The 25,827-nt window shown below is 61.0% G+C and carries 20 protein-coding genes; 5 read left to right on the top strand and 15 right to left on the bottom strand.

Features of this window, described 5'->3' with window-relative positions:
• Positions 1–57: 57 nt before the first annotated feature.
• The 4 genes from ACWKWE_RS03640 to ACWKWE_RS03625 all read right to left on the bottom strand — a co-directional run bounded on the left by ACWKWE_RS03640 (position 58) and on the right by ACWKWE_RS03625 (position 4,241).
• A complete protein-coding gene (locus ACWKWE_RS03640) occupies positions 58–1,407 on the bottom strand; it encodes an ABC transporter substrate-binding protein (protein WP_483849661.1) in 1,350 nt (449 codons plus the stop codon).
• Positions 1,408–1,625: 218 nt separating this feature from the next.
• Complete coding sequence (locus tag ACWKWE_RS03635; protein ID WP_110950700.1) at positions 1,626–1,871, bottom strand: 4Fe-4S dicluster domain-containing protein; 246 nt, start codon at positions 1,869–1,871, stop codon at positions 1,626–1,628.
• Between the two features lie 59 nt (positions 1,872–1,930).
• The gene (locus ACWKWE_RS03630; RefSeq protein WP_483849660.1) at positions 1,931–3,661 is read right to left on the bottom strand and encodes a fumarate reductase/succinate dehydrogenase flavoprotein subunit; all 1,731 of its coding nucleotides are present in this window, start codon (positions 3,659–3,661) and stop codon (positions 1,931–1,933) included.
• Positions 3,662–3,779: 118 nt separating this feature from the next.
• A complete protein-coding gene (locus ACWKWE_RS03625; RefSeq protein WP_166594456.1) occupies positions 3,780–4,241 on the bottom strand; it encodes an Lrp/AsnC family transcriptional regulator in 462 nt (153 codons plus the stop codon).
• A 206-nt stretch (positions 4,242–4,447) separates the two neighbouring features.
• On the opposite strand from ACWKWE_RS03625, the gene ACWKWE_RS03620 reads away from it, so the two are divergent.
• Both ACWKWE_RS03620 and ACWKWE_RS03615 read left to right on the top strand, forming a co-directional pair.
• Complete coding sequence (locus tag ACWKWE_RS03620; protein ID WP_483849659.1) at positions 4,448–5,605, top strand: aminotransferase class V-fold PLP-dependent enzyme; 1,158 nt, start codon at positions 4,448–4,450, stop codon at positions 5,603–5,605.
• A gap of 79 nt (positions 5,606–5,684) precedes the next feature.
• A complete protein-coding gene (locus tag ACWKWE_RS03615) occupies positions 5,685–6,830 on the top strand; it encodes a MalY/PatB family protein (RefSeq protein ID WP_483849658.1) in 1,146 nt (381 codons plus the stop codon).
• A 10-nt stretch (positions 6,831–6,840) separates the two neighbouring features.
• Here the strand turns inward: ACWKWE_RS03615 and folE2 are convergent, their stop codons facing one another.
• The 6 genes from folE2 to ACWKWE_RS03585 form a co-directional block, all read right to left on the bottom strand.
• The gene (gene folE2, locus ACWKWE_RS03610) at positions 6,841–7,737 is read right to left on the bottom strand and encodes a GTP cyclohydrolase FolE2 (RefSeq protein ID WP_483849657.1); all 897 of its coding nucleotides are present in this window, start codon (positions 7,735–7,737) and stop codon (positions 6,841–6,843) included.
• A gap of 171 nt (positions 7,738–7,908) precedes the next feature.
• A complete protein-coding gene (ggt, locus tag ACWKWE_RS03605; protein WP_166594452.1) occupies positions 7,909–9,633 on the bottom strand; it encodes a gamma-glutamyltransferase in 1,725 nt (574 codons plus the stop codon).
• 352 nt (positions 9,634–9,985) lie between these two features.
• Positions 9,986–10,666, bottom strand: a complete 681-nt coding sequence (locus ACWKWE_RS03600; protein ID WP_483849656.1) for a TIGR04211 family SH3 domain-containing protein — start codon at positions 10,664–10,666, stop codon at positions 9,986–9,988.
• A 353-nt stretch (positions 10,667–11,019) separates the two neighbouring features.
• A complete protein-coding gene (glgB, locus tag ACWKWE_RS03595) occupies positions 11,020–13,254 on the bottom strand; it encodes a 1,4-alpha-glucan branching protein GlgB (RefSeq protein ID WP_166594450.1) in 2,235 nt (744 codons plus the stop codon).
• Positions 13,255–13,256: 2 nt separating this feature from the next.
• Entirely contained in the window at positions 13,257–16,577 is a 3,321-nt protein-coding gene (treS, locus tag ACWKWE_RS03590; protein ID WP_483849655.1) for a maltose alpha-D-glucosyltransferase, read from the bottom strand.
• A gap of 16 nt (positions 16,578–16,593) precedes the next feature.
• A complete protein-coding gene (locus ACWKWE_RS03585) occupies positions 16,594–18,630 on the bottom strand; it encodes an alpha-1,4-glucan--maltose-1-phosphate maltosyltransferase (RefSeq protein ID WP_483849654.1) in 2,037 nt (678 codons plus the stop codon).
• 330 nt (positions 18,631–18,960) lie between these two features.
• Here ACWKWE_RS03585 and ACWKWE_RS03580 point away from each other — a divergent pair, with 330 nt between their 5' ends.
• Positions 18,961–19,137: a hypothetical protein gene (locus tag ACWKWE_RS03580; RefSeq protein ID WP_166594447.1), complete on the top strand. Its 177-nt coding sequence runs from the start codon at positions 18,961–18,963 to the stop codon at positions 19,135–19,137.
• A gap of 35 nt (positions 19,138–19,172) precedes the next feature.
• Here the strand turns inward: ACWKWE_RS03580 and ACWKWE_RS03575 are convergent, their stop codons facing one another.
• The 3 genes from ACWKWE_RS03575 to ACWKWE_RS03565 form a co-directional block, all read right to left on the bottom strand.
• Complete coding sequence (locus ACWKWE_RS03575; protein WP_166594446.1) at positions 19,173–19,718, bottom strand: MgtC/SapB family protein; 546 nt, start codon at positions 19,716–19,718, stop codon at positions 19,173–19,175.
• A 76-nt stretch (positions 19,719–19,794) separates the two neighbouring features.
• Positions 19,795–20,343, bottom strand: a complete 549-nt coding sequence (locus ACWKWE_RS03570) for a cytochrome b (protein ID WP_166594445.1) — start codon at positions 20,341–20,343, stop codon at positions 19,795–19,797.
• A complete protein-coding gene (locus ACWKWE_RS03565) occupies positions 20,340–21,425 on the bottom strand; it encodes a catalase family peroxidase (protein ID WP_483849653.1) in 1,086 nt (361 codons plus the stop codon). Before ACWKWE_RS03565 ends, ACWKWE_RS03570 begins: the two co-directional genes overlap by 4 nt.
• Before the next feature lie 177 nt (positions 21,426–21,602).
• On the opposite strand from ACWKWE_RS03565, the gene ACWKWE_RS03560 reads away from it, so the two are divergent.
• Entirely contained in the window at positions 21,603–22,115 is a 513-nt protein-coding gene (locus tag ACWKWE_RS03560) for a sigma-70 family RNA polymerase sigma factor (protein WP_483849652.1), read from the top strand.
• The gene (locus ACWKWE_RS03555) at positions 22,112–22,870 is read left to right on the top strand and encodes an anti-sigma factor family protein (RefSeq protein ID WP_483849651.1); all 759 of its coding nucleotides are present in this window, start codon (positions 22,112–22,114) and stop codon (positions 22,868–22,870) included. The genes ACWKWE_RS03560 and ACWKWE_RS03555 overlap by 4 nt, the downstream gene beginning before the upstream one ends.
• A gap of 46 nt (positions 22,871–22,916) precedes the next feature.
• Here the strand turns inward: ACWKWE_RS03555 and ACWKWE_RS03550 are convergent, their stop codons facing one another.
• Both ACWKWE_RS03550 and ACWKWE_RS03545 read right to left on the bottom strand, forming a co-directional pair.
• Positions 22,917–24,515, bottom strand: a complete 1,599-nt coding sequence (locus ACWKWE_RS03550; RefSeq protein WP_483849650.1) for a lactate dehydrogenase — start codon at positions 24,513–24,515, stop codon at positions 22,917–22,919.
• A 111-nt stretch (positions 24,516–24,626) separates the two neighbouring features.
• Positions 24,627–25,820, bottom strand: a complete 1,194-nt coding sequence (locus tag ACWKWE_RS03545) for an MFS transporter (RefSeq protein ID WP_483849975.1) — start codon at positions 25,818–25,820, stop codon at positions 24,627–24,629.
• Between the last annotated feature and the right edge of the window lie 7 nt (positions 25,821–25,827).

Here is a 25,827-nt window from a genome sequence, read left to right as displayed (position 1 = left end):
GCGGCTGGCCACAGCAACTTGAGTGCTGGCGTCCTGGAAGTTCAACACCTTGCCCCCCTACGCCTGAGCGAATTGCTGCGCCTGGCCTTTGAGAAGGAAGGCACTCAACCGACCTTTGCTGTCACTGGCAAACCACGCCTGACTGGCCAACAGCTTGATCCCGCTGTCTTCGGCCTGGGCGTACACAGCGCGGATCGGCTTGCCGTCCTTGTTCAGCGCCTGCAAGGCCGTGAATGCCGATTCGGCCGAGGCGTAATGGCGCACTTTCGGCTCACCCTTGACCCAGATTTCGGCGACGTGGCTGAAATCGGTGATCGGGTTGCCCGTCAGCGCGTCGTTGGCCTTGAGCGGCGACTGGGCGTAGTTGGCCAATTGCGCGTTGTAGTCCACGCCCGATGCTTTGTACGCCGCACGGACGTATTGGTCGTCGATGAAGGTGTTCAGGTCCAGCCCACGGTCGGCTTTCTTCATCAGTTTGAGCGTGTCGATGGCGGTGCCGACGGCTTGGCGGTATTCGGGTTTCCAGGTCTGATCCCGGGTCTGCAAGCCCAAAGGGCCGTGGAACAGGTAATTGACTTCGGCCTCGATGCCGGTGACTTTTTCGATCAGCTCGCTGTATTTCTCGGGCTCGGCCGCCAGCAACTGATTGGCCTCGATTCCGGCGCGCAGGTAGGCGACGACGATTTCCGGGTATTTCTTCGCGTAGCTCTCGTCCACCAGCGCGCCGTGGAATGTCGGGGTGTTGGATTGGGAACCGTCATAGATTTTGCGGGCGAAGCCACGGTTCGGGAACAGTTCTCCAAACGGCACGAAGTCGGCGTGGGCGTCTATCTTGTCGGCTTGCAGCGCAGAACCTGCGACTTCCGGCGCTTGGGCGATGATGTTGACGTCTTTCAGCGGGTCCCAGCCCTGAGCCGCGACGGCGCGCAGCAGCATACCGTGGGCAGTGGACGCGAACGGCACGGAGATCGTTTTGCCCTTCAAGTCGGCCAACGACTGCGCCGTGGACGCGGTCGGTACGACGATGCCGTTGCCGCTGCCCTTGATGTTGCCCGACAGCACGCTGATGAACAGGCTGTGCTTGCCTGCGGTTTCGAACGCGACGCCGTTGAAGGCGCCGGGGAAATCGGCCATCGCGCCAAAATCCAGTTTGCCCGCGACCATCTCATTGGTCAGCGGCGCGCCACTGGTGAAGTTTTTCCACTCGACCTGGTACTGCGCGTCTTTGTATTTGCCGTCATGGGGCAGGTATTTGTCGAGCAGCCCGAGCTCGCGAATCAGCAGCCCGCCGGCCGCGCAATTGATGGTGGTGTCTTGGGTGCCGATGGCAATCCGGATGGTCTCGGCCTGAACCGACAGACTCAACGAAGCCAGTACGAAACCGGCCAGCGTGGCGCGCAATAACATGGATGTATCCCCTCGCATCATTGATAGGAAGTGTCGTCTCCGCCACGATCGGGCGCGGTGGGAAACGAGGGGTGCTGCGTGAATCAGCGTCCGGGGTTGGCGGATGGCTTTAGGTTCACGTGTAGGAGTGAGCCTGCTCGCGATGAGATGGATCAGACGCATAACGGTGTCTGACCTGACGCAATCGCGAGCAAGCTCACTCCTACAAAGTTTACGTATCAGCGCAGCAGGTACGGAATCTCGACCTTCACGGCCCCGGTCGGGCAGTCCTTCTCGCAGGGCATGCAATACCAGCACTCGTCGAACGCCATGTAGGCTTTCTGGGTCGCGGGATTGATCGCCAGCAGGTCCATCGGGCAGACGTCGACGCACACCGTGCAGCCCTTGTCGGCGATGCACTTGTCCTCGTCCACGGTGACCGGGGCGTTGGAGCGGAAGAAAATTTCCTGGGGCTGGTAAGCCATTTCACGGTGTCCTTGGCGCGTATCGCGCTCTCTGTCTAAAAGGTGCAGGCGACGCCGGATCAGGCAGCGTAAGCCCCCACGCGCAGGCGGTCATAGGCGAGCATTTCGTCGGCGTCCAACGCCACGATGTAAGGCTCGACCGGCTTCTTGAAACTGACCATGCGGCCGTCTTCGTCTTTCTTCAGGTGCGCATGGCAGAACCAGTCGCGGTCGTTGCGCAGTGGATGATCGACGCGATGGTGGTACAGACCCCAACGACTTTCGGTGCGATACAGCGAAGCGCGGGCGGCCATCTCGGCGCAATCACGGATCACGCTGACTTCCATGGCCCGCATCAGTTCGTGAGCGTTGTTGGCTTTCAGTTGGTCGAGATCGCGCTCGATGTCATCAAAGCGCTGCAAGCCGATCTGCATCTTTTTGGTCACTTTTGGCGGTTGCAGATAGTCGTTCACAAAACGCCGCAGCTTGTATTCGACCTGCGCCGGTGGCAGGCCGTGCTCGCGATCCAGAGGCGCATAGACTCGCGCCTTTTCGCGTTCGATCTGTTGCGCATTCACGCTGCTGAAGTCCCGCTCCGCGACGTAATCCGCCGCGTTGTTGCCGGCGAACCAGCCATACGTGAACGCGCCGAGCATGTAATTGTGCGGCACCGCTGCCATGTCGCCCGCCGAATACAGGCCCTTGACCGACGTTTCCGCACGCTCGTTGACCCACACCCCCGAGGCGGAATGCCCGCTGCAAAAGCCGATTTCCGAGATGTGCATCTCCACCATCTGGCTGCGGTAATCGGTGCCGCGATTGGCGTGAAACTGCCCACGACTCGGGCGCTCGTTGCTGTGCAGGATTTCCTCGATGTTCTGGATGGTTTCTTCAGCCAGGTGATCGAGCTTGAGAAACACCGGACCGTTACCGCTTTCCAGTTCCTGGTGGAACTCCCACATCATCTGGCCGCTCCAGTAGTCGCACTCGATGAAGCGTTCGCCCTTGTTGTTGGCGGTGTAGCCGCCCAAGGGGCCGGTCACGTACGCGCAAGCGGGGCCGTTGTAATCCTTGATCAGCGGGTTGATCTGGAAACACTCCAGGTTCGCCAGTTCTGCACCGGCGTGATAGGCCATCGCGTAACCGTCGCCTGCGTTGGTCGGGTTTTCGTAGGTGCCCATCAGGTAACCCGACGACGGCAGGCCCAGACGGCCGGCGGCGCCGCAACAGAGGATCACGGCCTTGGCTTTGATCACGTAGAAATCGGCGGTGCGGCAGTCGAACCCCATGACGCCGTTCACCGCGCCTTCGTCATCGGTGAGCAAACGGGTGCAGACCACGCGGTTGGTGATGGTCACCCTCGCCCGTTTCAACTGGCGGTGCAGCACTTTCTTGATGTCGTGGCCTTCAGGCATCGGCAACACGTAGGCGCCCATGTGGTGGACTTTTTTGACGGCGTAATCGCCGGTCTCGTCCTTCTCGAACTTCACGCCCCAGCAGTCCAGTTGCTCGATGGTTTCGTAGCTGTGGGTCGCATAAGCGTGCACCGCCGCCTGATTGACGATGCCGTCGTTGGCGATGGTAATTTCCTTCGTGTATTGCTCAGGCGTGGCGTGGCCGGGAATCACGGCGTTGTTCAAGCCGTCCATGCCCATGCTGATCGCGCCGCTGCGCTTGACGTTGGCCTTGTCGATCAGCAGCACGCGCAGGTCGCGATTGCGTTCCTTGGCTTTGATCGCCGCCATCGGTCCGGCTGTACCGCCGCCGATCACCACGATGTCGTATTCCTGTTCCAGCACTTGGCGCGTCATCACTGAGCCTCCGGGTGATGCATATTCGCATCACTTGTCATAACGAGTTATGGCGGAAGGATAATGAGCTTAAGCGCGGATCGAGAAATACCGTTTGGCTATAAGGATATGCGTGCCGTCAGCCGGTGTAGGTCAACGGCAGTTGCGTGGTGGATTTGATCTGCTCCATGGCGAAGCTCGAGCTGATGTCGGTGATCCCGGACAGTTGGATCAGCTTCTTATAGACGGCGTCATAACCGGCAATGTCCGGGACAACGATACGTAACATGTAATCTGTATCTCCTGCCATTCGATAGCATTCCACCACTTCAGGGAGCGTAGATATCAAGTCGTGAAAGCGCCCTAGCCACTCAGCGTTGTGCTGGTTGGTACGTATCGCAGCGAATACGGTGACGTTGACGTTCAATTGGCCGGGGTCCAGCAATGCAACGCGCCCCCTGATCATCCCCTGCTCTTCCAGCTTCTGAACCCGCCGCCAACACGCGGTGCTGCCCAAGCCAATGGCGTCGGCGATTTCCGCAATGGGACGGGTACAGTCGGCCTGAAGAATCCCGAGAATGGCTTGATCGAATTTATCCATCGTAAGGTGTCGACTCGTCTGAAGGTTATGACCGATGGCGATGAAGATAAGCCGAATCTCGCAGTCCACGAAACTTTATTCTCTAAAGCACGGGCAGATACGAAAAATATTCTAACCAGCCGCCCAATCGGCGTTCAGTAATCAATTTTTTTTCAGGTCCGCGCAGGTAATATTTTTCCCATTACGGACAGCGCGGATTTCTCCCCATGAGCACACTTCCTTGTTACTTCGATTACGCCGCCACCACCCCTGTCGATGACCGTGTCATCCAGGCGATGGTCACCTGCCTCGGTCGCGAAGGCACCTTCGGCAACCCCGCCTCCAACTCCCACGCCTATGGCAATCTCGCCCGCCAGTCAGTCGAACTCGCTCGCCGTCAGGTCGCTGAGCTCGTCGGCTGCTCGGCCGATTCAATCATCTGGACGTCCGGGGCCACCGAATCCAACAACCTCGCGATCAAAGGGATTGCGCAACGTGCGCAGGGTCAGCGCCGTCACCTGATCACCAGCTGCATCGAGCATAAAGCCGTGGTCGATACCGTACGCCAACTGGAACAGGCGGGGTTTCCCGTGACATGGCTTGAACCCGACAGCGCCGGTTTGATCCGCCCCGACGCCGTTCGCAATGCCCTGCGGGACGACACGCTGCTGGTGTCGCTGATGCTGGTGAACAACGAACTCGGCACGCTGACCGACATCGCCACCATCGGCGAGATGCTCCGCGCTCAGGGCGTGCTTTTCCACGTCGACGCCGCACAAGGCGCAGGCAAGGTGGCCATTGATCTCAACGCACTGCCTGTGGACCTGATGTCGTTCTCCGCTCACAAAATCTACGGCCCAAAAGGCATTGGCGCGCTGTACGTCGGCGAGCGTGCCCGTCCGTTGCTCGAAGCGCAGATTCACGGCGGCGGGCACGAACAGGGTTTCCGCTCCGGGACGCTGGCCACCCACCAAATCGTCGGCATGGGCGCGGCCTACGCGTTGGCGGCCGCTGAAATGCACGAAGAAGTCGCACGCATCACTGCGCTCTCCGATCGCCTGCGCGACGGCCTGCTGCAATTGTCCGGCGTCAGCCTGAATGGCGATCCGATTCAGCGCGTTCCCCATACCCTCAACGTGTGCGTCGACAAACCAGGCTTCAACGCCCTGAGCCTGTCGAGCGACCTCGCAGTCTCGTCGACCTCTGCCTGCAATTCGGCAAGCAGCGGCGCGTCTCACGTCCTGCTGGCCATGGGCTTATCGCCTGCGCTCGCCAGCAGCAGCTTGCGCCTGAGCCTCGGTCGCTACACCGACGCAGCCGACGTCGACAAAGCCATCGCGGTCATTGCCGGTCGGGTCAACAGTCAGGCGACGACGTTCTGGTAAGACTTTGCGCCACGGCCATGCCGTCGCGCCCTCGTCTCTGGCACAATCGCCCATCGTTTTTGTCGAGACCGTCACGAGCATGGACCTGAACAGCGTTTATCAGCGCCTGAACACCGGCAGCAAGAAGTGGAGCCAGTACCCGGAAGACGTGTTGCCGATGTGGGTGGCAGACATGGATTTCCCAGTGGCCCCGCCGATCATGCAGGCGCTGAAAAACCGGCTGGAACACCCGCTGTTGGGGTATTCAGTGGCGCAGGACACCTTGCGTCAGACGCTGGTCGAGCACTTGGCGCGTCGGTACGGCTGGCACGTTCAGCCGCAGGATCTGGTGTTTTTGCCCGGTGTTGAGCCGGGCGTGAACATGGCCTTGAATACACTGGCGCCTCCGGGCAGTGGCGTACTGGTGCAGACGCCCAATTATTCGCCGCTGCTCAGTGCTCCGGCGAACTGGAAACTGCCACGGGTAGACCTGCCTTTGCAGGCCGATGCCAACGGCGAATACCGGACTGACATCGGGGCACTGCACCACGCCCTGCTCAGTGCCCGTACTTTTTTGCTCAGCAACCCGCACAACCCCATGGGCAAGGTCTTCGACCGCGAAGAACTTCAAGCTATCGGTGACGCCTGTGTGCGGCACGACGTACTGATCGTCTCCGATGAAATTCATGCCGATATCCTGTTCGACGGGCGTCGCCACACGCCTATTGCGTCCCTGAGCGCGGAAATCGCTGATCGCTCGGTGACGCTGATGTCGGCCAGCAAGGCGTGGAACATCGCCGGGATGAAAACCGCCTTCGCCATCATCCAGAACGCCGATCTGCGCGAGCGCTTCAATGCCGGTCGGCTGGGGCTAGTGGACAGCGTCAACGCCTTGGGGCTCGAAGCGACGCACGCGGCCTACAGCCAGGGCGAAGCGTGGCTCCAGCAGGTCAACGCGTATTTGCAGGACAACCGCGATTACCTGGCCCACGCCATCAAAAACCGCTTCCCCGGCGTTCGCATGCACCTGCCGCAGAGCACCTATCTGGCCTGGCTCGACTGCTCGGCGCTGGACATCCAGCACCCGCAGGCATTCTTTTTGCGCGAGGCGAAAGTGGCGCTCAGTGACGGCCTGGAGTTTGGCGAGGACTGCGGCCAGTTCGTGCGCCTGAACTTCGGCTGCCCTCGGCCGATGCTGGAAGAAGCGTTGGCGCGCATGGAGCGCAGTCTTCAGCCGCCCGCGTGACCTTCGACGGCTATCGGCTGGACGAGAACGCGACGGCATCGTGAGGATGCAGGCTTTCGAAGTGGCGCACTGAGACGCTGCTGGCGGCAAAGTGCCCCGTCAGCGCCTGCTGAACCTTTCGCGCGGCATCTTCGACGTACATCAGGTTCTGCCCGTTGAGACGGGCGAAGGCTTGCTCGTCGGCGCGCTTCACGGCGGTCTGCACCGGCGTGCCCAAGGCGTCTTCGATGACGTCGATCAACCCAAGCAGCTCCAAGCGCTCAGCGTCCTCATCGACATCCACCCGAACCCGCGCCACGCTGCGCTGGCTGTGCGGTGTTGCGTGGGAGCCATTCCGGCGAAGCCAGGTCGCCACGGCGTCGGCATCCACTGATCCTGAACCGAAATGCCCGGTGAACGCCTGCTCCAGCAATTGCCGCGACAGCGCCGCCGAGCACGGGCAGGTCGAAGAATAGGTGACGTCCACACTGACCGTCAGCGCGAGCCGCCCTTCCCTCCACTGCGCCTCAACCACCACCGGATAGGACTTCCAGCCGCTCAACCCCTGCGTGATCAAGGCAGGCCGTTTGCTCAGCAATTCGAAGGACAGACACACGCTCGCCTGCGAGGAATGGCAATCAGCATGACTGGACACCATCAACTGCAAAAGCGCGGCGAGGCTCGCCGGGCTGACGGCGTGGTGCTCGGCAAACCGGTCGAGCAGCGTGTACAGCCGTGACATGTGAATGCCCTTGATCTGTGGCATTGGCAAATCCACCTGCAAATCCGCACGGGCATGAATCGGCGCGTCAACGCCAGGTTCATCGAGGATCAAAGGGATATCAATGCCTCGCATGCCGACCCAGTCCAGCGGCAGCAGCGATTGAGAGAATTCGGAGGAGGCAACGTCGGGAAGCGGAGTGTTCATGTAAGGCAGGTTCTCGCAGCATCAGGACAACGCGAACCGGAGAAGGCTCGCCGCAAAGAGTTATAACATAACACCCGCGACATGGCCGATGGCAACCAAAATCTGTGCATCAAAAAAACGGGCGAGGCAACTGCGCTGCCTCGCCCGTATTTACTGTGTGACCCTTACACCTCAATACCCCAGCGAAAGCCCGGTATTGCGACGTGGGTCGTTGGCACCGTAGAAGCGGTTGTTGCCCACCGGCTTGCCACCCAGCGAAGGTGCACCGACCAGAATGGCGGCCAGGTGGTTGGCGTCCTGTGGCGCGCCAAATTTGTGGCCCCAGCTTTCGAGAATCTTCTGCGTGTCAGGGCTGACGGCGAAGTTTTCGAGGTTGGTGGTTTCCGGCATCCATTGCTGGTGGAAACGTGGCGCATCTACCGCTTCCTGGATGTTCATGCCGTAGTCGATGACGTTGAGCATGGTCAGCAAAGTCGCCGTGATGATGCGGCTGCCGCCCGGCGTACCGACGACCATTACCGCCTTGCCATCCTTGGTGACGATGGTCGGGCTCATCGACGACAGCGGCGTCTTGCCCGGGGCAATCGCGTTGGCTTCGCCCTGCACCAGACCGTACATGTTCGGCACGCCGACCTTGGAAGTGAAGTCATCCATTTCGTCGTTGAGGATCACGCCGGTCTTGCTCGCCATCACGCCCGCGCCGAACCAGTCGTTCAGGGTGTAGGTCACGGACACCGCGTTGCCCCACTTATCGACGATGGAATAGTGCGTGGTGTTGTTGCCTTCGTGAGGCGAAACGCCCGGTTTGATGGCCTGGGAATCGCCGGCTTTTTGCGGTTCGATGGCGGCGCGCAGTTTGGTGGCGTAGTCACGGTCCAGCAGGTGCGCGATCGGGTTCTTCACGAAATCCGGGTCGCCGAGGTAGCTGTTGCGGTCCACGTAGGCGTGACGCATGGCTTCGATCTGGTAGTGCATGCCCTGAGCCGAGTGATAGCCCAGCTCCTTCATCGGGTAGCCTTCGAGGATGTTCATGATCTCGCAGATCACCACACCACCCGAGCTTGGCGGCGGCGCGGAGACCACGTGGTAGCCCCGGTAATCGCACTCGATGGGCGCCAGTTCGCGGGTTTTGTACTTATCGAGGTCGGCCTGAACGATGATGCCCTTGCCCGCCTTGCTCGAATCGACGATAGCCTTGGCGACCCAGCCTTTGTAGAAACCGTCGGTGCCCTTGGCAGAGATTTCCTTGAGGGTTTTCGCCAGGTCCTTCTGCACCAGCTTGTCGCCAACCTGCATCGGCTGGCCTTTGTTCAGAAAGATCGGGGTCAGGTCCTTGTCAGCCTTGAACTCGTCGGTCGCGGTGTGCAGCAGATCGATGTCGCCCTGCTCAAGCGGGAAGCCGTTTTCGGCGAGTTTGATCGCCGGTGCAATGACCTCGGCGCGCTTCTTGGTGCCGTATTTGCTCAGCGCCATTTCCATGCCGGACACCGTGCCTGGTACGCCCACGGCCAGATGGCCCTTGGAGCTGAGGTCCGGAACGACGTTGCCGTCCTTGTCCAGGTACATGTTGGCGGTGGCGGCCTGCGGGGCTTTTTCGCGGAAATCGAGGAAGGTCTTGCGGCCGTCCGCCAGCTGGATGGTCATGAAACCACCGCCGCCGAGGTTACCCGCAGCCGGGTAAACCACTGCCAGCGCATAACCTACGGCAACGGCAGCGTCCACCGCGTTACCGCCGGACTTCAGCACATCGACGCCGACGTGAGTGGCCAGATGCTGAGCGGTGACGACCATGCCGTTTTCAGCGGCAACGGGGGCGACGGAGGCGGCGTAAGTGGAGGAAAACGCGAGGGTGAGCGAGGTCGCAATGAGCGACTTGGCCAAGGGTTCAAACTTCATGAGTCGACTCTCTTTCTTCTTTTGAATGTGGAACAGCATTGGCGGGTCGAGCCGGATGGGGACATGCCCTCTCACGACTCGCCCGGCATCCTTGCGACTGCAGATGCACATTTGTTGGAGCGCTGTTGCTAGCCACCCCGGCCCACGACAGTACCGGGAAGCCGCACCAAAATAGCGCAGCCAGAAGAATCAACCTAGAGCCAATGACAGGTTATTTCAAAGAATCAGTAGAACCTTTGCAAAATCTGACCTGTAGGAGCGAATTCATTCGCGAGACGTCAGTTCAGTCGATAGACCTGTGCTGGATGCACTCGCCTCTCGCGAATGAATTCGCTCCCACAGGACAATCAGGTCAGAACCAGCGATCGTTGCGTTTGCGGCCACGGGTCAGCGCTGGGAGGATCAGGCCCAGTAACAGGCCCGCCCCGGCGATGCTGCCGCCGTAGACCATGTAACGCATTAACACCTGGTTGTTCTCGTCCCCCAGCTTGGCTTGGGTAGAGCGCAGTTCCGACTGGGCGTCGGTCAACTGGGCGTTGAGGTCTTTGGTGCGGGCTTCGAGCTCGTCGACGAGTTTCTTGCGGGAGTCGAGGGTCTCCTGCATGCCCTGGACTTTGGTTTTCCAGTCATCATCGATGGTTTTGAGTTGGCCGCTGAGGTCGGTGACCTGCTGGGTCAGTTGCGGCAGCCGTTCGGTCTGGCCGGGGACTTCTTGAAGATCGCTGGAGGGAATCCAGACGGTATCCCCGGAATTGCCGCGCACCTGGCTGTAATCGCCCTGGGTGTTGATCAGCTCGACTTTCTGCCCGGATTTGAGGGTGCCAACGATGCGATAACCGTCGGTGGGGCCGCTGCGGACATAGGTGCTGAGGGTGTCGCTGACCCAACGGTCTTTGCCTTCAGCGTGAGCCTGACCGGCGAGTCCGACGACAAACAGCGTGCCCATCAAACCGGCGCTGAGCAAACGGCGTCGAGCACCCGGCAGTGGGGAAATCAGGGAATTGGGGGTGGAAACGAGGCGAGATAGTGACATGGGGAATCTTCGACAAATAAAAAGAATGGCCGGGTGGACAGGCCGCATGCGATAGACGAGACGTGGTCAACAGACCATTGAAAGCGTGTCAGGTTCACTGCGTGGGGGTGACGTTCGTCCGAGCGCTGGGGTGAATCCGTCGAAGCGGCGTAGAGGTTTGGCTGGGGACACGGCGGGAATCACGCCGTCCAGATACCTGAAAAACAGCGTGGGAGGCGCGGAGAGCGCGACGGCAGCGAAGGTGGCGTATCAGTCAACCTTGCTGTGACTGATGAACCGCACTCGCTGCCGTCGTTCCCCCGACGGCTCCCATCGGTTGGGCGGCGTACCGCCGATTGCTTTAGCCGATGACTTTACTGGTCGCTCACCGGTTTCAAGACCACCACCGCCAACGGTGGCAGGTTCAAAGCCACCGAATACGCCTGCCCGTGGTTTTTGATCTCCTCGGCCATCACGCCCCCGCCATTGCCGATGTTCGACCCCGCATACACCTCGGCGTCGGTGTTGAGCAACTCGGCCCATTTGCCACCAAACGGCACGCCTACGCGGTAATGCTCACGGGGCACGGGCGTCAGGTTCGCCACCACCAGCAGCGGCTCGCCGTCCTTGCTCCAGCGCAAATACGCGTACACGCTGTTGCCCGCATCGTCACCGATGACCCATTGGAAACCTTGCGGCTGGCAATCCTGCTCGTACAACGCCTTCTCGGACCGATACAGCCGGTTCAGATCGCCCACCAGCGTGTGCACGCCTTTGTGGTCCGCGTAGTTGAGGAAGTGCCAGTCCAGCTCGGTATCGTGGTTCCACTCGCGCCACTGCCCGAATTCGCAGCCCATGAACAGCAGCTTCTTGCCAGGATGGGTCCACATGAAGGTCAAGTACGCCCGCAGGTTGGCGAATTTCTGCCAGCGATCCCCCGGCATCTTGTCAATCAGCGAATGCTTGCCGTGGACCACTTCATCGTGAGAAATCGGCAGGATAAAACGCTCGGACCACGCATACACCAGGCCGAAACTCAGGCGGTCGTGGTGATGCTGACGATGGATCGGGTCCTGCTCAATGTACTTGAGCGTGTCGTGCATCCAGCCCATGTTCCATTTGTAAGCGAAGCCCAGGCCGCCCTGTTGAGTCGGTTGACTGACGCCCGGCCACGCCGTGGATTCCTCAGCGATGACCAACGCCCCCGGCGCTTCCAGCGCGACCACGTCGTTCAGGTGACGCAGAAAATCGATGGCTTCCAGATTTTCACGACCGCCGTAGCGGTTCGGCACCCACTCCCCGGCTTTACGTGAATAGTCGCGATACAGCATCGACGCCACGGCATCCACCCGCAGGCCGTCGATGTGGAATTTCTTCAGCCAGTGCAGGCCGGAGGCGATCATAAAGCCGTGCACTTCGGTGCGGCCCAGGTTGTAGATCAGCGTGTCCCAGTCCTGATGGAAACCCTCCTGCGGGTTGCCGTATTCGTACAGCGCCGTGCCGTCGAATTGCGCCAGGCCGTGAGTGTCGGTCGGGAAATGCGCAGGCACCCAGTCGAGAATCACGCCGATGTCGTTCTGGTGACAGGCGTTGACGAAGGCCGCGAAATCCTCTGGAGAGCCATAACGGGCGCTCGGCGCGAATTGCGAGAGCAGTTGATACCCCCAGGAACCGCCGAACGGGTGTTCCATGATCGGCATCAATTCGATGTGGGTGAAGCCCAGACCTTTGATGTACGGAATCAGCTCCCGCGCCAGCTCTTGCCAATTGAACGGACGATCCGGCTCGTCATCGCCGCCGTGGTGCCATTTCCAGGACCCGGCGTGCAATTCATAGATCGACAGCGGCTGATGCACATCCTGCTTGTCGCCACGGGCCTGCATCCAGTCGTTGTCCTGCCAGTCGAAGCTCAGGGGCGCAGCGACCTTCGAGGCGGTGTCCGGCGGCAGCTTGGTGGCCAGCGCCATCGGGTCGGCCTTGAGTGGCAGGACGCCGTGCTGGCCGAGGATTTCATATTTGTATGCTTCGCCGGGGCCAAGGCGCGGGATGAAAATTTCCCACACACCGGACGGGTAACGCACACGCATCGGGTGACGGCGGCCATCCCAGCTGTTGAAATCGCCGACTACCGAAACGCGACGGGCATTCGGCGCCCACACCGAGAAACGCACGCCGTTGACGCCGTCCACGGAAGTGACCTGTGCGCCCAGCGCGCTGCTCAGATCGCGGTGATTACCTTCAGCAAACAGGTACAAGTCCATCTCGCCGAGGAGTTGGCCAAAGCTGTACGGGTCTTCGGTGATCTGCTCGCCGGTGGCCCAGTTGATCTTCAACAGGTAAGGCTCTCGCACCGGAAAGTGCCCGGCGAAAAAGCCGGGTTTGTCGCTCATGCTCAGTTCGCCCAGATCGCGTTCACCGTCACGGGACAGCACGCGCACGCCTAATGCATTGGGGAGGTAGGCGCGAATCACCTGGCCTTCCTTGCCGTCGCTGTGGGGGCCGAGCATGGAGAACGGGTCGCGGTGTTCGGCGCGGATCAACGCGTCCATGTCGCCGGCGTTGGGCAGCACATTTTGGTTGCCTTTACCGAATGGGTCAGACGCACTCATTTTCATTCTCCATCAGACAAGTCCAGCAGCCCACGTAGACCTTGAAGCGGTACCGACAACCAGGTCGGCCGATTCTCGGCCTCGTAGGCCACTTCATAAGCCGCTTTTTCCAAAGTGAACAGCGCCAGTGCGGCCGCCTCCCCTTTGGTGTCTTTCCAGGCGTGGGCAACGTCGACGGTAGCTGTTTTGTAAGCCCCGAGGAACGCGTCCCGCGCCTGTGTCAAATACGTTTCGGCCACATGCTTGCGCGCGGCCTCTGCCTGAGGCGAGCTATCCGCACTCTGGGCATTGCGTACCGCCATGGCGGCAGCGTAGTCGAAAGATCGCAACACGCCGCTGACGTCCTTGAACGGGCTGTACTTCGCGCGACGTTCCTGCAGGGGACGCGCCGGTTCACCCTCAAAGTCGATCAGGTACGCATCGCCTTTCACCACCAGCATCTGGCCCAAGTGCAAGTCACCGTGAACCCGCATGCGCAGGCCGCCCACCGACTGTTTCGCCAGGCTCTGCACCTGTGCCAGCAGCGGTTTGCGTTTACCCAGCAGTTCACTGACCAATTGCTGATCGCCGGGTTCAAGGGTATTGCGATGCTGTTCGAGCAAGTCCAGCGCGCGTTCGATTTGCGCCCCCACACTTTTCGCCGACGCTTGACTGTCCTTGACGCTGGTGACTTCGGTCTTGAAGTCGGGATTGTCGGTCGGCGCGCCCAGCACCACGTGCATTTCACCCAACCGCTGTCCTAGCAAACCGGCGAAATCCTTGAGTTCCAACAAGGCATTGGCGTGCTGTTCAGCCGATGACGAGCCATGGGCCATGTGATCGCGCACAGCGCGTTCGAGGTTGTTCTGAGTCCATTCCCACGCGTCGCCCTGATTGCTCAGATACCCCTGAGCGATCATCAGCAGATTACTCTCGCCCGCCTTGTCGACCCGCACCACCGCACCCAACAGCGGCGAGATGTGTTCGTAGCCGGCTTCGGTGAGGTACGCGCCCATTTCCAGTTCAGGGTGCGTCCCGGCCGCCACGCGACGGATCATCTTCAGCACCAGCGCGTTGCCGACCACGACCGAGCTGTTGGATTGCTCGGCGGACAGATAGCGCACTTCAGATTCGTCGTTCAGGCCCAGGGCCGCCAGTTTCGAGGTCTGCTGAAAACGCAGCTCGCCATCGCCAGTGGGCAATGCAGTCTTGTCCTGCATGCCCTTGATCACGGCACGAATGAACGGCTCCAGGGTGAACGCATCGGTAATCAGGCCAACCTGACGGCCACGGCGCACACGGGCCAGGGCCAATTGCTGCGGCAGCGCGCTGCTGAAATCATCTTCGGCGAGGAAGCCGAACGGCAGTTGATACCGCGCCACATCGTTGCCCGACGTGACTTCGATTTCGCTGAGCAGCACCGGGCGTTCGGCCGTGCCGAAGCGTACGGCGTAAGCGATGTGCACGTTGTCGATGGCCGTGCCCTTGCCCGCGAACCAGCGACGTTTGGGCAAGTAGACCGACAGCGAGGTCTGTTCCATGGTCTGGCGCAGCGGTTCGTCCAGCAGTTCTTCCAGACGTTGCTTGAGCACCAGGGTGGGGAAATCCGGCATGCTTTCGGCCGGTTCGACGTGCCAGCTGGGCATTTGATTCTCCGCGGCCAGCACGAACCAGTAGAAGCCATACGGCGGCAACGTCAGCAGGTAATTGAGCTGGCCAATGGGTGGAAAGGCGCTGCCGCCCAACATCTCGACCGGCACGGTGCCCGCGTAATGGGACAGTTCCAGTTCGGCCGCCTGGGACGCGGCGGAGACGTTGGCAACACACAGGATAATTTCAGTCTTGCCGTCCGGCCCGGTGTATTCCCGGGTGTAGGCCAGAATTCGGCGGTTGCTCGGCGAAAGCATTTTCAGCGTGCCCCGGCCGAACGCTTTCTGCTGTTTGCGCACGGCGAGCATGCGCCGGGTCCAGTTGAGCAATGAATGCGGGTCGTGGTCCTGAGCTTCGACGTTGACCGACTGATAGCCGTACAGCGGGTCCATGATCGGCGGCAGCACCAGACTCGCCGGGTTGGCCCGGGAGAAGCCGCCATTGCGGTCGATGGACCACTGCATCGGCGTGCGCACACCGTCGCGGTCGCCGAGGTAAATGTTGTCACCCATGCCGATTTCGTCGCCGTAATACAGGGTCGGCGTTCCTGGCATGGACAACAACATGCTGTTAAGGAGCTCTACGCGGCGACGGTCGCGCTCCAGCAGCGGGGCCAGACGACGGCGAATGCCCAGGTTGATCCGCGCGCGGCGGTCGGAGGCGTAGTAGTTCCACAGATAGTCGCGCTCACGGTCGGTGACCATTTCCAGGGTCAGCTCATCGTGGTTGCGCAGGAAAATCGCCCACTGGCAGTTTTCCGGGATTTCCGGGGTCTGGCGCAGGATGTCGGTGATCGGGAAACGGTCTTCCTGCGCCACGGCCATGTACATGCGCGGCATCAGCGGGAAGTGAAAGGCCATGTGGCATTCGTCGCCGTCCTTGCCTTTGCGATCCCCAAAATACAGCTGCGTGTCTTCCGGCCATTGATTGGCCTCGGCCAGCAGCATGCGGTCGGGGTAGTTGGCGTCGATCTCCGCACGAATCTGCTTGAGGACGTTGTGGGTCTCTTGCAGGTTTTCGTTGTTGGTGCCGTCGCGTTCGATGAGGTACGGAATCGCGTCCAGACGCAGGCCGTCGATGCCCATGTCCAGCCAGTAGCGCATCACTTCCAGCACCGCTTTCATCACCTGCGGGTTGTCGAAATTCAGGTCCGGCTGGTGGGAATAGAAGCGGTGCCAGAAGTACTGACCGGCGACCGGGTCCCAGGTCCAGTTGGACTTTTCGGTGTCGAGAAAGATGATCCGGGTGCCGTCGTATTTCTGATCGTCGTCGGACCAGACGTAGAAATCTCGGGCTTTGGAGCCCTTCTTCGCGTGCCGTGCCTTCTGGAACCACGGGTGCTGGTCCGACGTGTGGTTGATGACCAACTCAGTGATCACCCGCAGCCCGCGCTTGTGGGCCTCGGCAATGAACTTCTTGGCGTCCGACATGTTGCCGTAATCGCTGTGAATCCCGCGATAGTCTGAGATGTCGTAGCCGTCGTCGCGCCGGGGCGACGGGTAAAACGGCAGCAGCCAGATGGTATTCACGCCGAGTTCGGCGATGTAATCGAGTTTGGCGATCAGGCCCGGAAAGTCGCCGATTCCATCATCGTTGGAATCGAAATATGACTTCACGTGCACCTGGTAAATCACCGCATCCTTGTACCAGAGCGGGTCTTCGATAAAGGCAGCGTTGCGGGGTTTCTTTGCCATGACCACGTCCCTTGAATTATTGGTTTGGCGCCTTGATGCGCCAGATGCCAAACGGCTGATAGTTCGGGTCGATGCGCATGAACTGCGTTTTGCCGTACCAGGTCCAGGAGTGGCCGGTCATCAGGTCTTCACCCAAGGTCGCCGCGTCATCCGCCAAGCCCATTTCCCACAACGGCAGCTCGAAATACGCTTCCTGCGCGTTGCGCGGATCGAGGCTGACGGCCACGAGCACGAAATTACTGCCGTCCGCGCTGCGTTTGCCGAAATACAGAATGTTGTCGTTCCAGGCGTTGTAGATGCGCAGGCCCAAGTGGGATTGCAGCGCCGGGTTCTGACGACGGATGCGGTTCAGCTGTGCGATCTCGGCAATGATGTTGCCGGGTGCGGTGTAGTCCCGAGGGCGAATCTCGTACTTCTCGGAATCCAGGTATTCCTCTTTGCCCGGCACCGGTGCCGACTCACAGAGTTCAAACCCGGAATACATGCCCCACAGCCCCGACCCCATGGTCGCCAGCGCGGCGCGGATCAGGAAGCCCGGACGCCCTGAGTCGTGCAGGAAGTGCGGGTTGATGTCCGGCGTGTTGACGAAGAAGTTCGGCCGGTAGCATTCGCGCCACGGCGACTCATTGAGCTGGGTGAAATACTCGGCCAGCTCGGCCTTGGTGTTGCGCCAGGTAAAGTAGGTGTAGCTCTGGGAGTAACCGACCTTGCCCAGACGCGCCATCATCGCCGGTTTGGTAAAGGCCTCGGCGAGGAACATCACGTCCGGATGCTGCGCACGAATGTCGGCGATCATCCATTGCCAGAACGGCAGCGGCTTGGTGTGCGGGTTGTCGACGCGGAAAATCTTCACGCCCTCCTCGACCCAGCCTAGGACCACATCGCGCAGTTCCAGCCAGAGGCTAGGGATCGCATCCGGCGCGTAGAAATCGACGTTAACGATGTCCTGGTATTTCTTCGGTGGGTTTTCCGCGTAACGGATCGTGCCGTCCGGCCGCCACGAGAACCAGCCCGGATGCTCCGTGAGCCACAGGTGATCCTGGGAGCACTGGATCGCAAAATCGAGGGCGATTTCCAGGCCGTGCTCGGCAGCCGCAGCCACCAGATTGCGGAAGTCTTCACGGGTGCCCAATTGCGGGTGGATCGCGTCGTGACCGCCATCCGCACTGCCGATGGCGTACGGGCTGCCCGGATCGTCAGGACCGGCTTTCAGCGAGTTATTCGGGCCTTTTCGGTGCGCGCGGCCAATCGGGTGAATGGGCGGGAAATACAGCACGTCAAAACCCATGTCACGAATCATCGGCAAGCGGCTGTGCACGTCGTTGAAGGTGCCGTGGCGATGCTTATCGTCGGTGATCGAGCGAGGAAACAGCTCGTACCAACTGGCGAACTGCGCCAGCTCACGTTCCACATCCAGCGGGAATTCGAGGCTGCGGCTGAGGAACGCGTGATTGTCGGCCTGCGCCATGATCGCGGCGGTTTCACTGTGCAGCAGCAAGGTGACCTGCGCTTCGTGTTCAGTGTTCTCGCCGAGACGTTTCAGCAGGCTATCGATCTGCCCTTTGAGTTCGTTCTGGCTGCGTTCGCTGGCGTGCACGAGGTGCAAACGCCCTTCTTCCAGCTCCAGACCGACCGGCACACCGGCGGCGTATTTTTTCTCCAGCTCATAGCGATAGCTGGCGAATTGATCGATCCAGGCTTCCAGGCGAAACAGGTAGCGGCTGACTGAGGTTGGGGTGAACTCACCGATCCAGCTGTCATTGCCCAGTTCGCGCATCGGCGCCTGATGCCATTCCTGCTCGTCGGCAGCGCGGTAACGGATGCGCACGGCCATTTTGTCGTGGCCATCGGCGAACACCTTGCTGGTGACGGTTACGGGTTGCCCGGTGATGGCTTTGGCCGCCAACTGCCCATGCTCGATCACCGGCTGCGTGTCTTCGATGACGATCCGCGGCAGTTGCAAGGCCTGGGTCAGGGATAAAGGCTGGATTGGGTGTGGAACATCGGTGGCCAGGGAATCCGGGCCGTATGGCTGATCAGCAGTCACATTCATCGAGCATCACTCCTCACGCCCCAGGGACGCTCCTTGTACAAGTCCGTAATAGTCCATTTCGTCGACACTTCATCCTTGAGCTGCATGCGTCCGACCTCAGGGCAGGTGTGCCCGAATCTGGCCGCATAGGTTCCGAACGCCAGTTTCGGGGAAAAGTTCAAAGAGCTTGCGCGGCAAAAATCGATCCGTTGGCAGCTTAGTCGCGGGCTGGCAAACCACCGGGAAATTGCGCTGAATCATTCAATCCCACGCACTGTCGAACGCAGCGAGCGCGCAGAAAAAAACCGGCACGATTGCCTCTTGCGACCTGCGCCTAAGGAAGGTGAAGCAATGACCATTCCCGTTCCCGCTGAAACGCCCGATCCGAACATCGATGATCCGGAACTGCCGGTGCCGAAACCGGAAGAACCGCCTCCGCCGACCATGCCACCGGTCATCGAACCGCCCAAGGGCGACCCGCCCAGTCAGGAGCCTCCTGCGGTACTGGGTGAAAGGTTTCCAGAATGATTGAATGAAGAAGCCCTGAGCGCGCGCCGCCGCGCTCAGGGTTGGTGCGAATCCCCGCCGGTGTTGCGGGCCGGGTCTTTGTCCCGCTCCTCGGGCGGGTCGAAGCGATCAACGATCAGCGGCATCAGACTGAATATCCCCAGCGCCAAGAGCGTGCTCAGCACGGCAGTGGCTTCCCGGCCCATGCCAGCGGCGATGCCAATGGCCGCCGTCATCCATAACCCGGCTGCAGTGGTCAAGCCTTTCACTTGATGGGTGTTGAGTTTGTCACCCTTGAGGATGGTGCCCGCGCCGAGAAAGCCGATCCCGGCGACGATGCCTTGCACCACGCGGCTCAACGCCGCGTCATCCGCGCCCGCCAGTCGCGGCACCAGAACAAACAGCGCCGCGCCCATGCAGACCAGCATGTGGGTGCGCACCCCCGCCGCCTTGCCTTTGTGCTCGCGTTCGAAACCAAGAATCCCGCCCAGTACGGCCGCGATCACCAGCCGCACACTCACCCGCGTCAGTTGGGACGCATCAGTGATGTCTGAGAACTCGGAACGCAACGTCTCGACGACTTCCTGCCACCAGCCGTTCATGAAGGGTCTTCCTTGCTTGGGATGCGGTGATCAATGGACCACGGCGACAGACAAGAGTGCGACCGGACGAGCAGCGTCATGACCCCCGCGTTTTCCCTCGCAACATGCTGTCCAGCACTTCATCGCGGCGAATCCAGCCATGAAACAACGCGGCCGCGAGGTGCGCGAGGATGGTCAGGAAAAACAGATACGCCAGATAGCGATGGGCTTTGCGCAGAAACGCAAACGTCTCGGCATGAGCCGCAACGATGGAGGGCAGACGGATCGAGCTGCCGAGCATCACCGGGTCGCCCGCTGCCGAGATCATCGCCCAGCCAATCAGCGGCATCGCCAGCATCAACGCATAGAGCAGGTAGTGAGAGAGCTTCGCCGCCAACGCTTGCACCGCAGGCAAATCCGCTGGCAACGGCGGCGTTTGCGTGGTGAAGCGCACGATCAAACGCACGATGACCAATGCCAGAATCGCAATCCCCAGCGGTTTATGGATGTTCAATAACCACTCATGGCGTTCGGACACCGAGGCCACCATGCCCGCGCCGATGAACAACATGGCGATCACCATCACGGCCATCAACCAGTGCAGCGCGCGTGCCAGAGGCGAAAAATGCAAGGTGGGCGTACTCATGGCTTTTTCTCCTGGGCAGGCGCGGCTTTCAGTTGATCGACTTCACCTGTGCGGCGCAGGTATGACGACGCGTAGGCAGCAGACCGAGCCGCCAGCAGCGGATCGTCTGACCCTTCGATGCCGCTCGGCAACACCAGCGGGTCGTAGTTGATGTCCCGGCACGCGCCGTCCAGCTGGGCGCTGTCGCTTTCAACCACCAATGTTCCAGCTGTCACGGTCTTGTGCTCCCCGGACCACGCCTTGGACGCATCGTTGGTCGGGTCTTGCGGGTTAGCAAGGGTCAGCTCCAGATTCCAGCGCTGTGGCCCGCTGGCCAGTTTGTCGCTCAAGTCTTGCTGCAAGTAATCCTTGGCGTCCGGGGCCGGTGCATCGCCTTTCGCTTCAGGGACCAGACTCCAGCGCACCGGTTGCCGCTTGCCCTGCGCATCTACCAGCACAAACGCGTTGACGCTGTTGTAGGTCTCGGTCACAAAGCTGGCGGACGGTTTGGCCGTCTTGACCCAGGCCAGAAACGGCTGGGCCTCGGGGTGCGCGGCAAAGAACGCCGGAGGCCTGGACGGATCAGGCTTGCCGGTTTTGGGATCAGGCGCGGTGGCTTTTTGCAGGTCGACGAACGCTTCAGGCGTGCCCACCGGGAACACCGGCATGCTGTTCATCCCGGTGCGCCATTGCTGGCCGTTGGGTTGGGTGAACTGCACCGCGAAGCTGCGGATGGGCGCCGCGCTGTCAGGTGAATACGGATTGCCGGTGGGCAGCGCGAGCCGTCCGACCACCGGGGTGCGGCCACTGGCGAACACTTCGGCTTTGGACAGCGTCGCCGCCGCGCCATTGCTCTCGAAATACCCGGCGACGCAGATGCCTTTGGGGTGGTTGCGACGGTAGCCAGGGTGCACGCCGTTGCTGTGTTCGAACACGTCGACAACCCGTGCAGGCGTCAAGCGTTGTGGGTCAAGGCTGCCATTCACGTAGGCGAATGCGCCGACGGCGATGGCCACCACCAGGCCAATACCGGCGAGGCGAACGAATTTCTCCGAGGGGGTCAAGGGTGGTTTGCGGGGGTACGGCGGCTCACGGTCAATCATCGGTCACACTCCGGGCCTGGGGCCTCTCTGCATTCATGTAGCGGTAGGACGCGGCATAAACGCCTTTATTCCATGGCGTGATATTTATTTTGTGTGCGGTGGAATAACTTGCACGGGCGTGCGTCTTTCTGGTCATACGATCCGAGCGATCCCGCCGATCGATCAGGAAATCACCTTATGTATGATGTCGACGATCAATTACGAGAGCTGCTGCCACGAATGCGTCGGTTTGCCGCATCGCTCACCCGTGACCACAGCGCGGCCGATGATCTGGTGCAGTCGAGCCTTGAAAAAGCCTTGTCTGCCTGGAGCAGCAAACGGCCGGAAGGCGACCTCCGCGCCTGGCTGTTCTCCATTCTTTATAGGCAATTTCTCGACGCCCATCGACGTTCGCGCCGATACAGTCGCATGCTGGAGCTGTTTACCGGCGGCAAGGAAGATCACCATGAGCCTTCCGTGGAGCGCACCGTGGTTGCGCAAACCACGCTGCAGGCGTTCGAACGGCTGAACACCGAACAACGTGCCCTGTTGCTCTGGGTGTCTGTCGAAGGCTTGAGTTATAACGAAGTGGCGGAAATCCTCGGCGTCCCCGTGGGCACCGTCATGTCCCGCTTGTCTCGCGCGCGCCAGGCCTTGCGCCTGCTCAGCGAAGGCGAAATCACCACCCCTGCTCTGCGGATATTGAAATGATGACATTGCATCCCAGTGAACGCGACTTGCACGCCTACGTCGATGGGCAGCTCAACGACGCCGACCGGCAGACGATGGAGACGTATCTGGCCACGCAGCCCGAGCTGGCCCAGCAACTGCTGGCCTGGCAACGGGATGCCCAGAACCTGCGCGCCAGCTTGAGTGGCGAGCTGCATCGCCCGGCCAACCCAGACCTGGACCCGGCGTTCATCCGCCAGCGCGTGCGTCGCAGCCGCAGCCGCCAGTTCGCCACCGCGGCAGTGCTGTTGATCGCGGTCGGTGTCGGCGGAATGAGTGGCTGGCAGGCCCGGGAAATGACCCTCGTCAGCGGCGTTCAGCCCATGGCCGACGCCGTGCAGGCCTATCGGATGTTCGCGGTCAACGACAGCATGGCCAGCGACTGGAACACCGACAAGCCGAACAACGCGCAGGTCTGGCTGGACAAGCATTTCGCCCAGGCCAACCGCCTGCCCGATCTGGCGTCAGCCGGGTTCAAACCCGTGAGTGGGCGCCTGACCAGCACCGAACAAGGTGCCGCCGCGATGGTGGTGTACAAGGATGACGAAGGACGGACGCTGAGTTTCTACATCCGTCCACCAGGGCCGAACAATCATTTGCTGGCCCCCGGCACGCGACGGGACGGCGAGCTGGAAGCCGATTATTGGTCAGGAGGTGGTTACAACTACGCCGTGGTCAGCCCTGCCGATGACCCTGCTGTCAAGGCTGCGCGACAGGCGTTGCGTCAGCCGATTTGAACAGAGAGCGGTGGGTCAGACAGCCGGTCTGTCACAGATCCACCGCTCAACCCTCCCGGTCTCTCGCACTGGCTCGCAACAATACCTTGTCCTGAATACCTGCCAGGGTGTCCTTGAGCGTCGAAACGCCACGGCCTTGTTTCGCGTCCTTGTCCTGCTGCAGCGCCTGTTGCAGCACGCTCAGGAAATTCTGGGTTTTTGACGATGACAACGGCGTCCGCGTGTCGCTCTCCAGGTGCCCCATCACGTATTTGGAAATACGCGTCGACTGGCTTGCGGACTGGCTGACCGACGCCTGCACCAATGCCCCTTTGTCGTAACCGATGTTGGTCTTGCTGCTGGCCTGATCGTTGATCTGGTAATACAGATAATTCTGCGACGTCGGATCGCGGCTCAGGTCCAGCTTCTGGCCTGCGGTGAGCGCCTTGTGGTAACTGGCAATCAGGCTCGATTGCTGGTTCTGAACGAGGGTCCGGTTCAACTGATCCCGGCCTTTGGATTGCGTCGATTGCGACAGGTTGTACGAGAACGCGTCCAGCTCATCAGGGCGTGCCGGGTTGCTGGCCTCGGTCTTCTCGGTGACCGACGCCTTGAAATCGGCCAGGCCCGTCAGCAAACCGTGATCGGTATCGGTCAAGTCGATGGAGTTGATGGTCTGGGGTGCGGTGGAAGGCCGGGCTCCGGGGTATTGGCTGTGCAGCGTCTTGAACCCGTCTTCGAAGAGGGAGAGCAATTGTACGTCGCCGTCACCGCGTGTCCGGGCGGCTTCAATCTGACTCACGTAGTTTTTAACGGCTTTCGCCTGCTGGTCGCTGTTGCCGATAATGGCGGCATTCTTCAGATCGACGGAAATGTCCAGATTGCCCGACGCACCGCTCATGCGCACTGAACGCTGGTCGGCGTCGGCATTCATATCCAGGCTCTGGACGCTGCCGTCATTCAGTTTGATGCGGGTGCTCAGCGTCACCGACGAAAACACGTTGCTGTCATATTGCGTCAACGCGTCCAGCTTGAGCTGAGGAGATTTCGCCGTCAGCCCGTCGATGGCCGATTGAAAACCGTCTGCCATCTTGCCCAGCGCGGCAAGTTCGTCGTCGCTCAGGTCGCCACCGCTGACCTGTGCCTGTACCGCCAGCCCGTTTTCGCTGCTGGAAAGGGTCAATTGCACGGTCTTGCCGCTGGCGGTCTTCAGGGTCAGGCTGATGCTGTTATCGGCGGCACTGCTGTGCAGTTTGTTCTGGGCGGCCGCCAGCTCGGAGGGTTCAAGGGTTCGTCCGGAAGGCGAGCTGATCACCGACTGGGAAACACCCTTCCCGGTCTGCGCCAGTTGCGCAAGCAGCGTGGCGCCAAGGCCCTGGAAACGGCCCACACCATGCGTCGTGCTGAAGTTGCCTTGCATCGCCAGGGTCACCGAATCCTGCCGCGTGTATTCCCAGGCGGGCGGCACATCGGCGTCGGCAATCACACCACGGGCGGTGTAGGTCTGTGCGTTAGTGACGAGGGTGTCCTGCCCCAGCATCACGACAGACGAAGGCGATGCGGTGCTCGGGGTCGTCCCCACCGCTGAGGTGGCCACCGGCTGAGTCGCCACTGTCGGGGTGACTACCAGAGGCTGCGTGGAGGTGATAGAGGAAATCGAAGTCATAGCTGATCCATGCTCAATTGAGTCGAGTGTGTCCCAGCCGGTTTATCGGCACTGCGGCCCCTGACTTTAGGGAATGGGCGGCGCCGCGCCCATTTCCAGTGCTATCCGGAGTCAGGCCGCGCGCGCCTTGGTCATGCGCTGCATCAGCAACCCGCCCAGGGCCAGCAACGCCAACACGACCACTACGGCCCCGTACACGTTGGTCGTGACCACCAGCCCCTCGCTTTTGACCGCCAGCCCCGCAAGCAGCGCCGGGACGCAGAACGCCAGGTAGCTCAACGCCAGAAACGTCGACATCAGCCCCGCCCGTTCATGGGCGTGAGCCAGCGGCAGCAGCAACCGCAACGCCCCCAGGAAGCTGGCGCCAAACCCGATCCCCGCCACCACGGCGCCGCTGAAAAACAGCCACAGCCAGCCCACGTTGACCGCCAGCAGAATCACCGACACGCCCAACGCCAAAAAGCTGCACCCCACCAACAGCGCCAATTGCGGCGGGCGCAGGCGCAGGTTCATGATGGAAATCGCCCCGCTGATCGTCAGAGCCGCCACCGCCAAACCACCGTGAAGCACGGATTTCGAGCCGGTCGCGGCGGCGAGCAATGAAGGTGCCAGCGACAGGAAGAACCCGCCCAGCGCCCAGGCGGCGATGTCCGCTGGCAACACCAGCAGCAAGGTACTGCGCGCACGCTGCGGCACATAGAGCCTGGGTTTCAGGGTCTTCAACACACCGGGTTGCGGGCTGACGGTTTCCTGCACGCGCCAGAGGTACAGGATCTGCGCCACGAATGCCGCCAGCAGCAGAATGAAGGCCAGCAGCAACGGCATCGGCGCGTATTCCACCAGCGCGCTGGTGCCGAGCGCGCCCAACGCCATGCCGAACATCGGCGCAATGCTGTTGATCAACGGGCCCTGATTCTGATCGGTGTCGAGCATCGCCGCGCCCAATGCGCTGCTGGCGATCCCCGTCGCCACCCCCTGCAAGACGCGGGCGGCTATCAGCCAACTGACGTCGCTAGCGCCGATGAACAAGAGCATCGACAAGGCCTCCAGCAGCAGAGCGACGAGGATCACCGGACGCCGCCCCAAATAGTCTGACAGCGAACCGAACACCAACAACGTCGCCAGCAAACTCAAGGCGTACACCGCAAAAATCAGCGTCAGCAGCGCGGAAGAAAAGCCCCACGCCTGCTGATACACATGGTAGAGCGGCGTCGGTGCACTGGAAGCGGCAAAGAAGCACAGCATCACAAACGCGAAATACCCGAGGTGCCCTCGGCTCCGACCATCGACTTGCGGGTTCTGCATCGATTCA

This window comes from Pseudomonas salicis (assembly GCF_057128705.1).
This window is presented reverse-complemented; position numbering and strand designations above follow the sequence as displayed.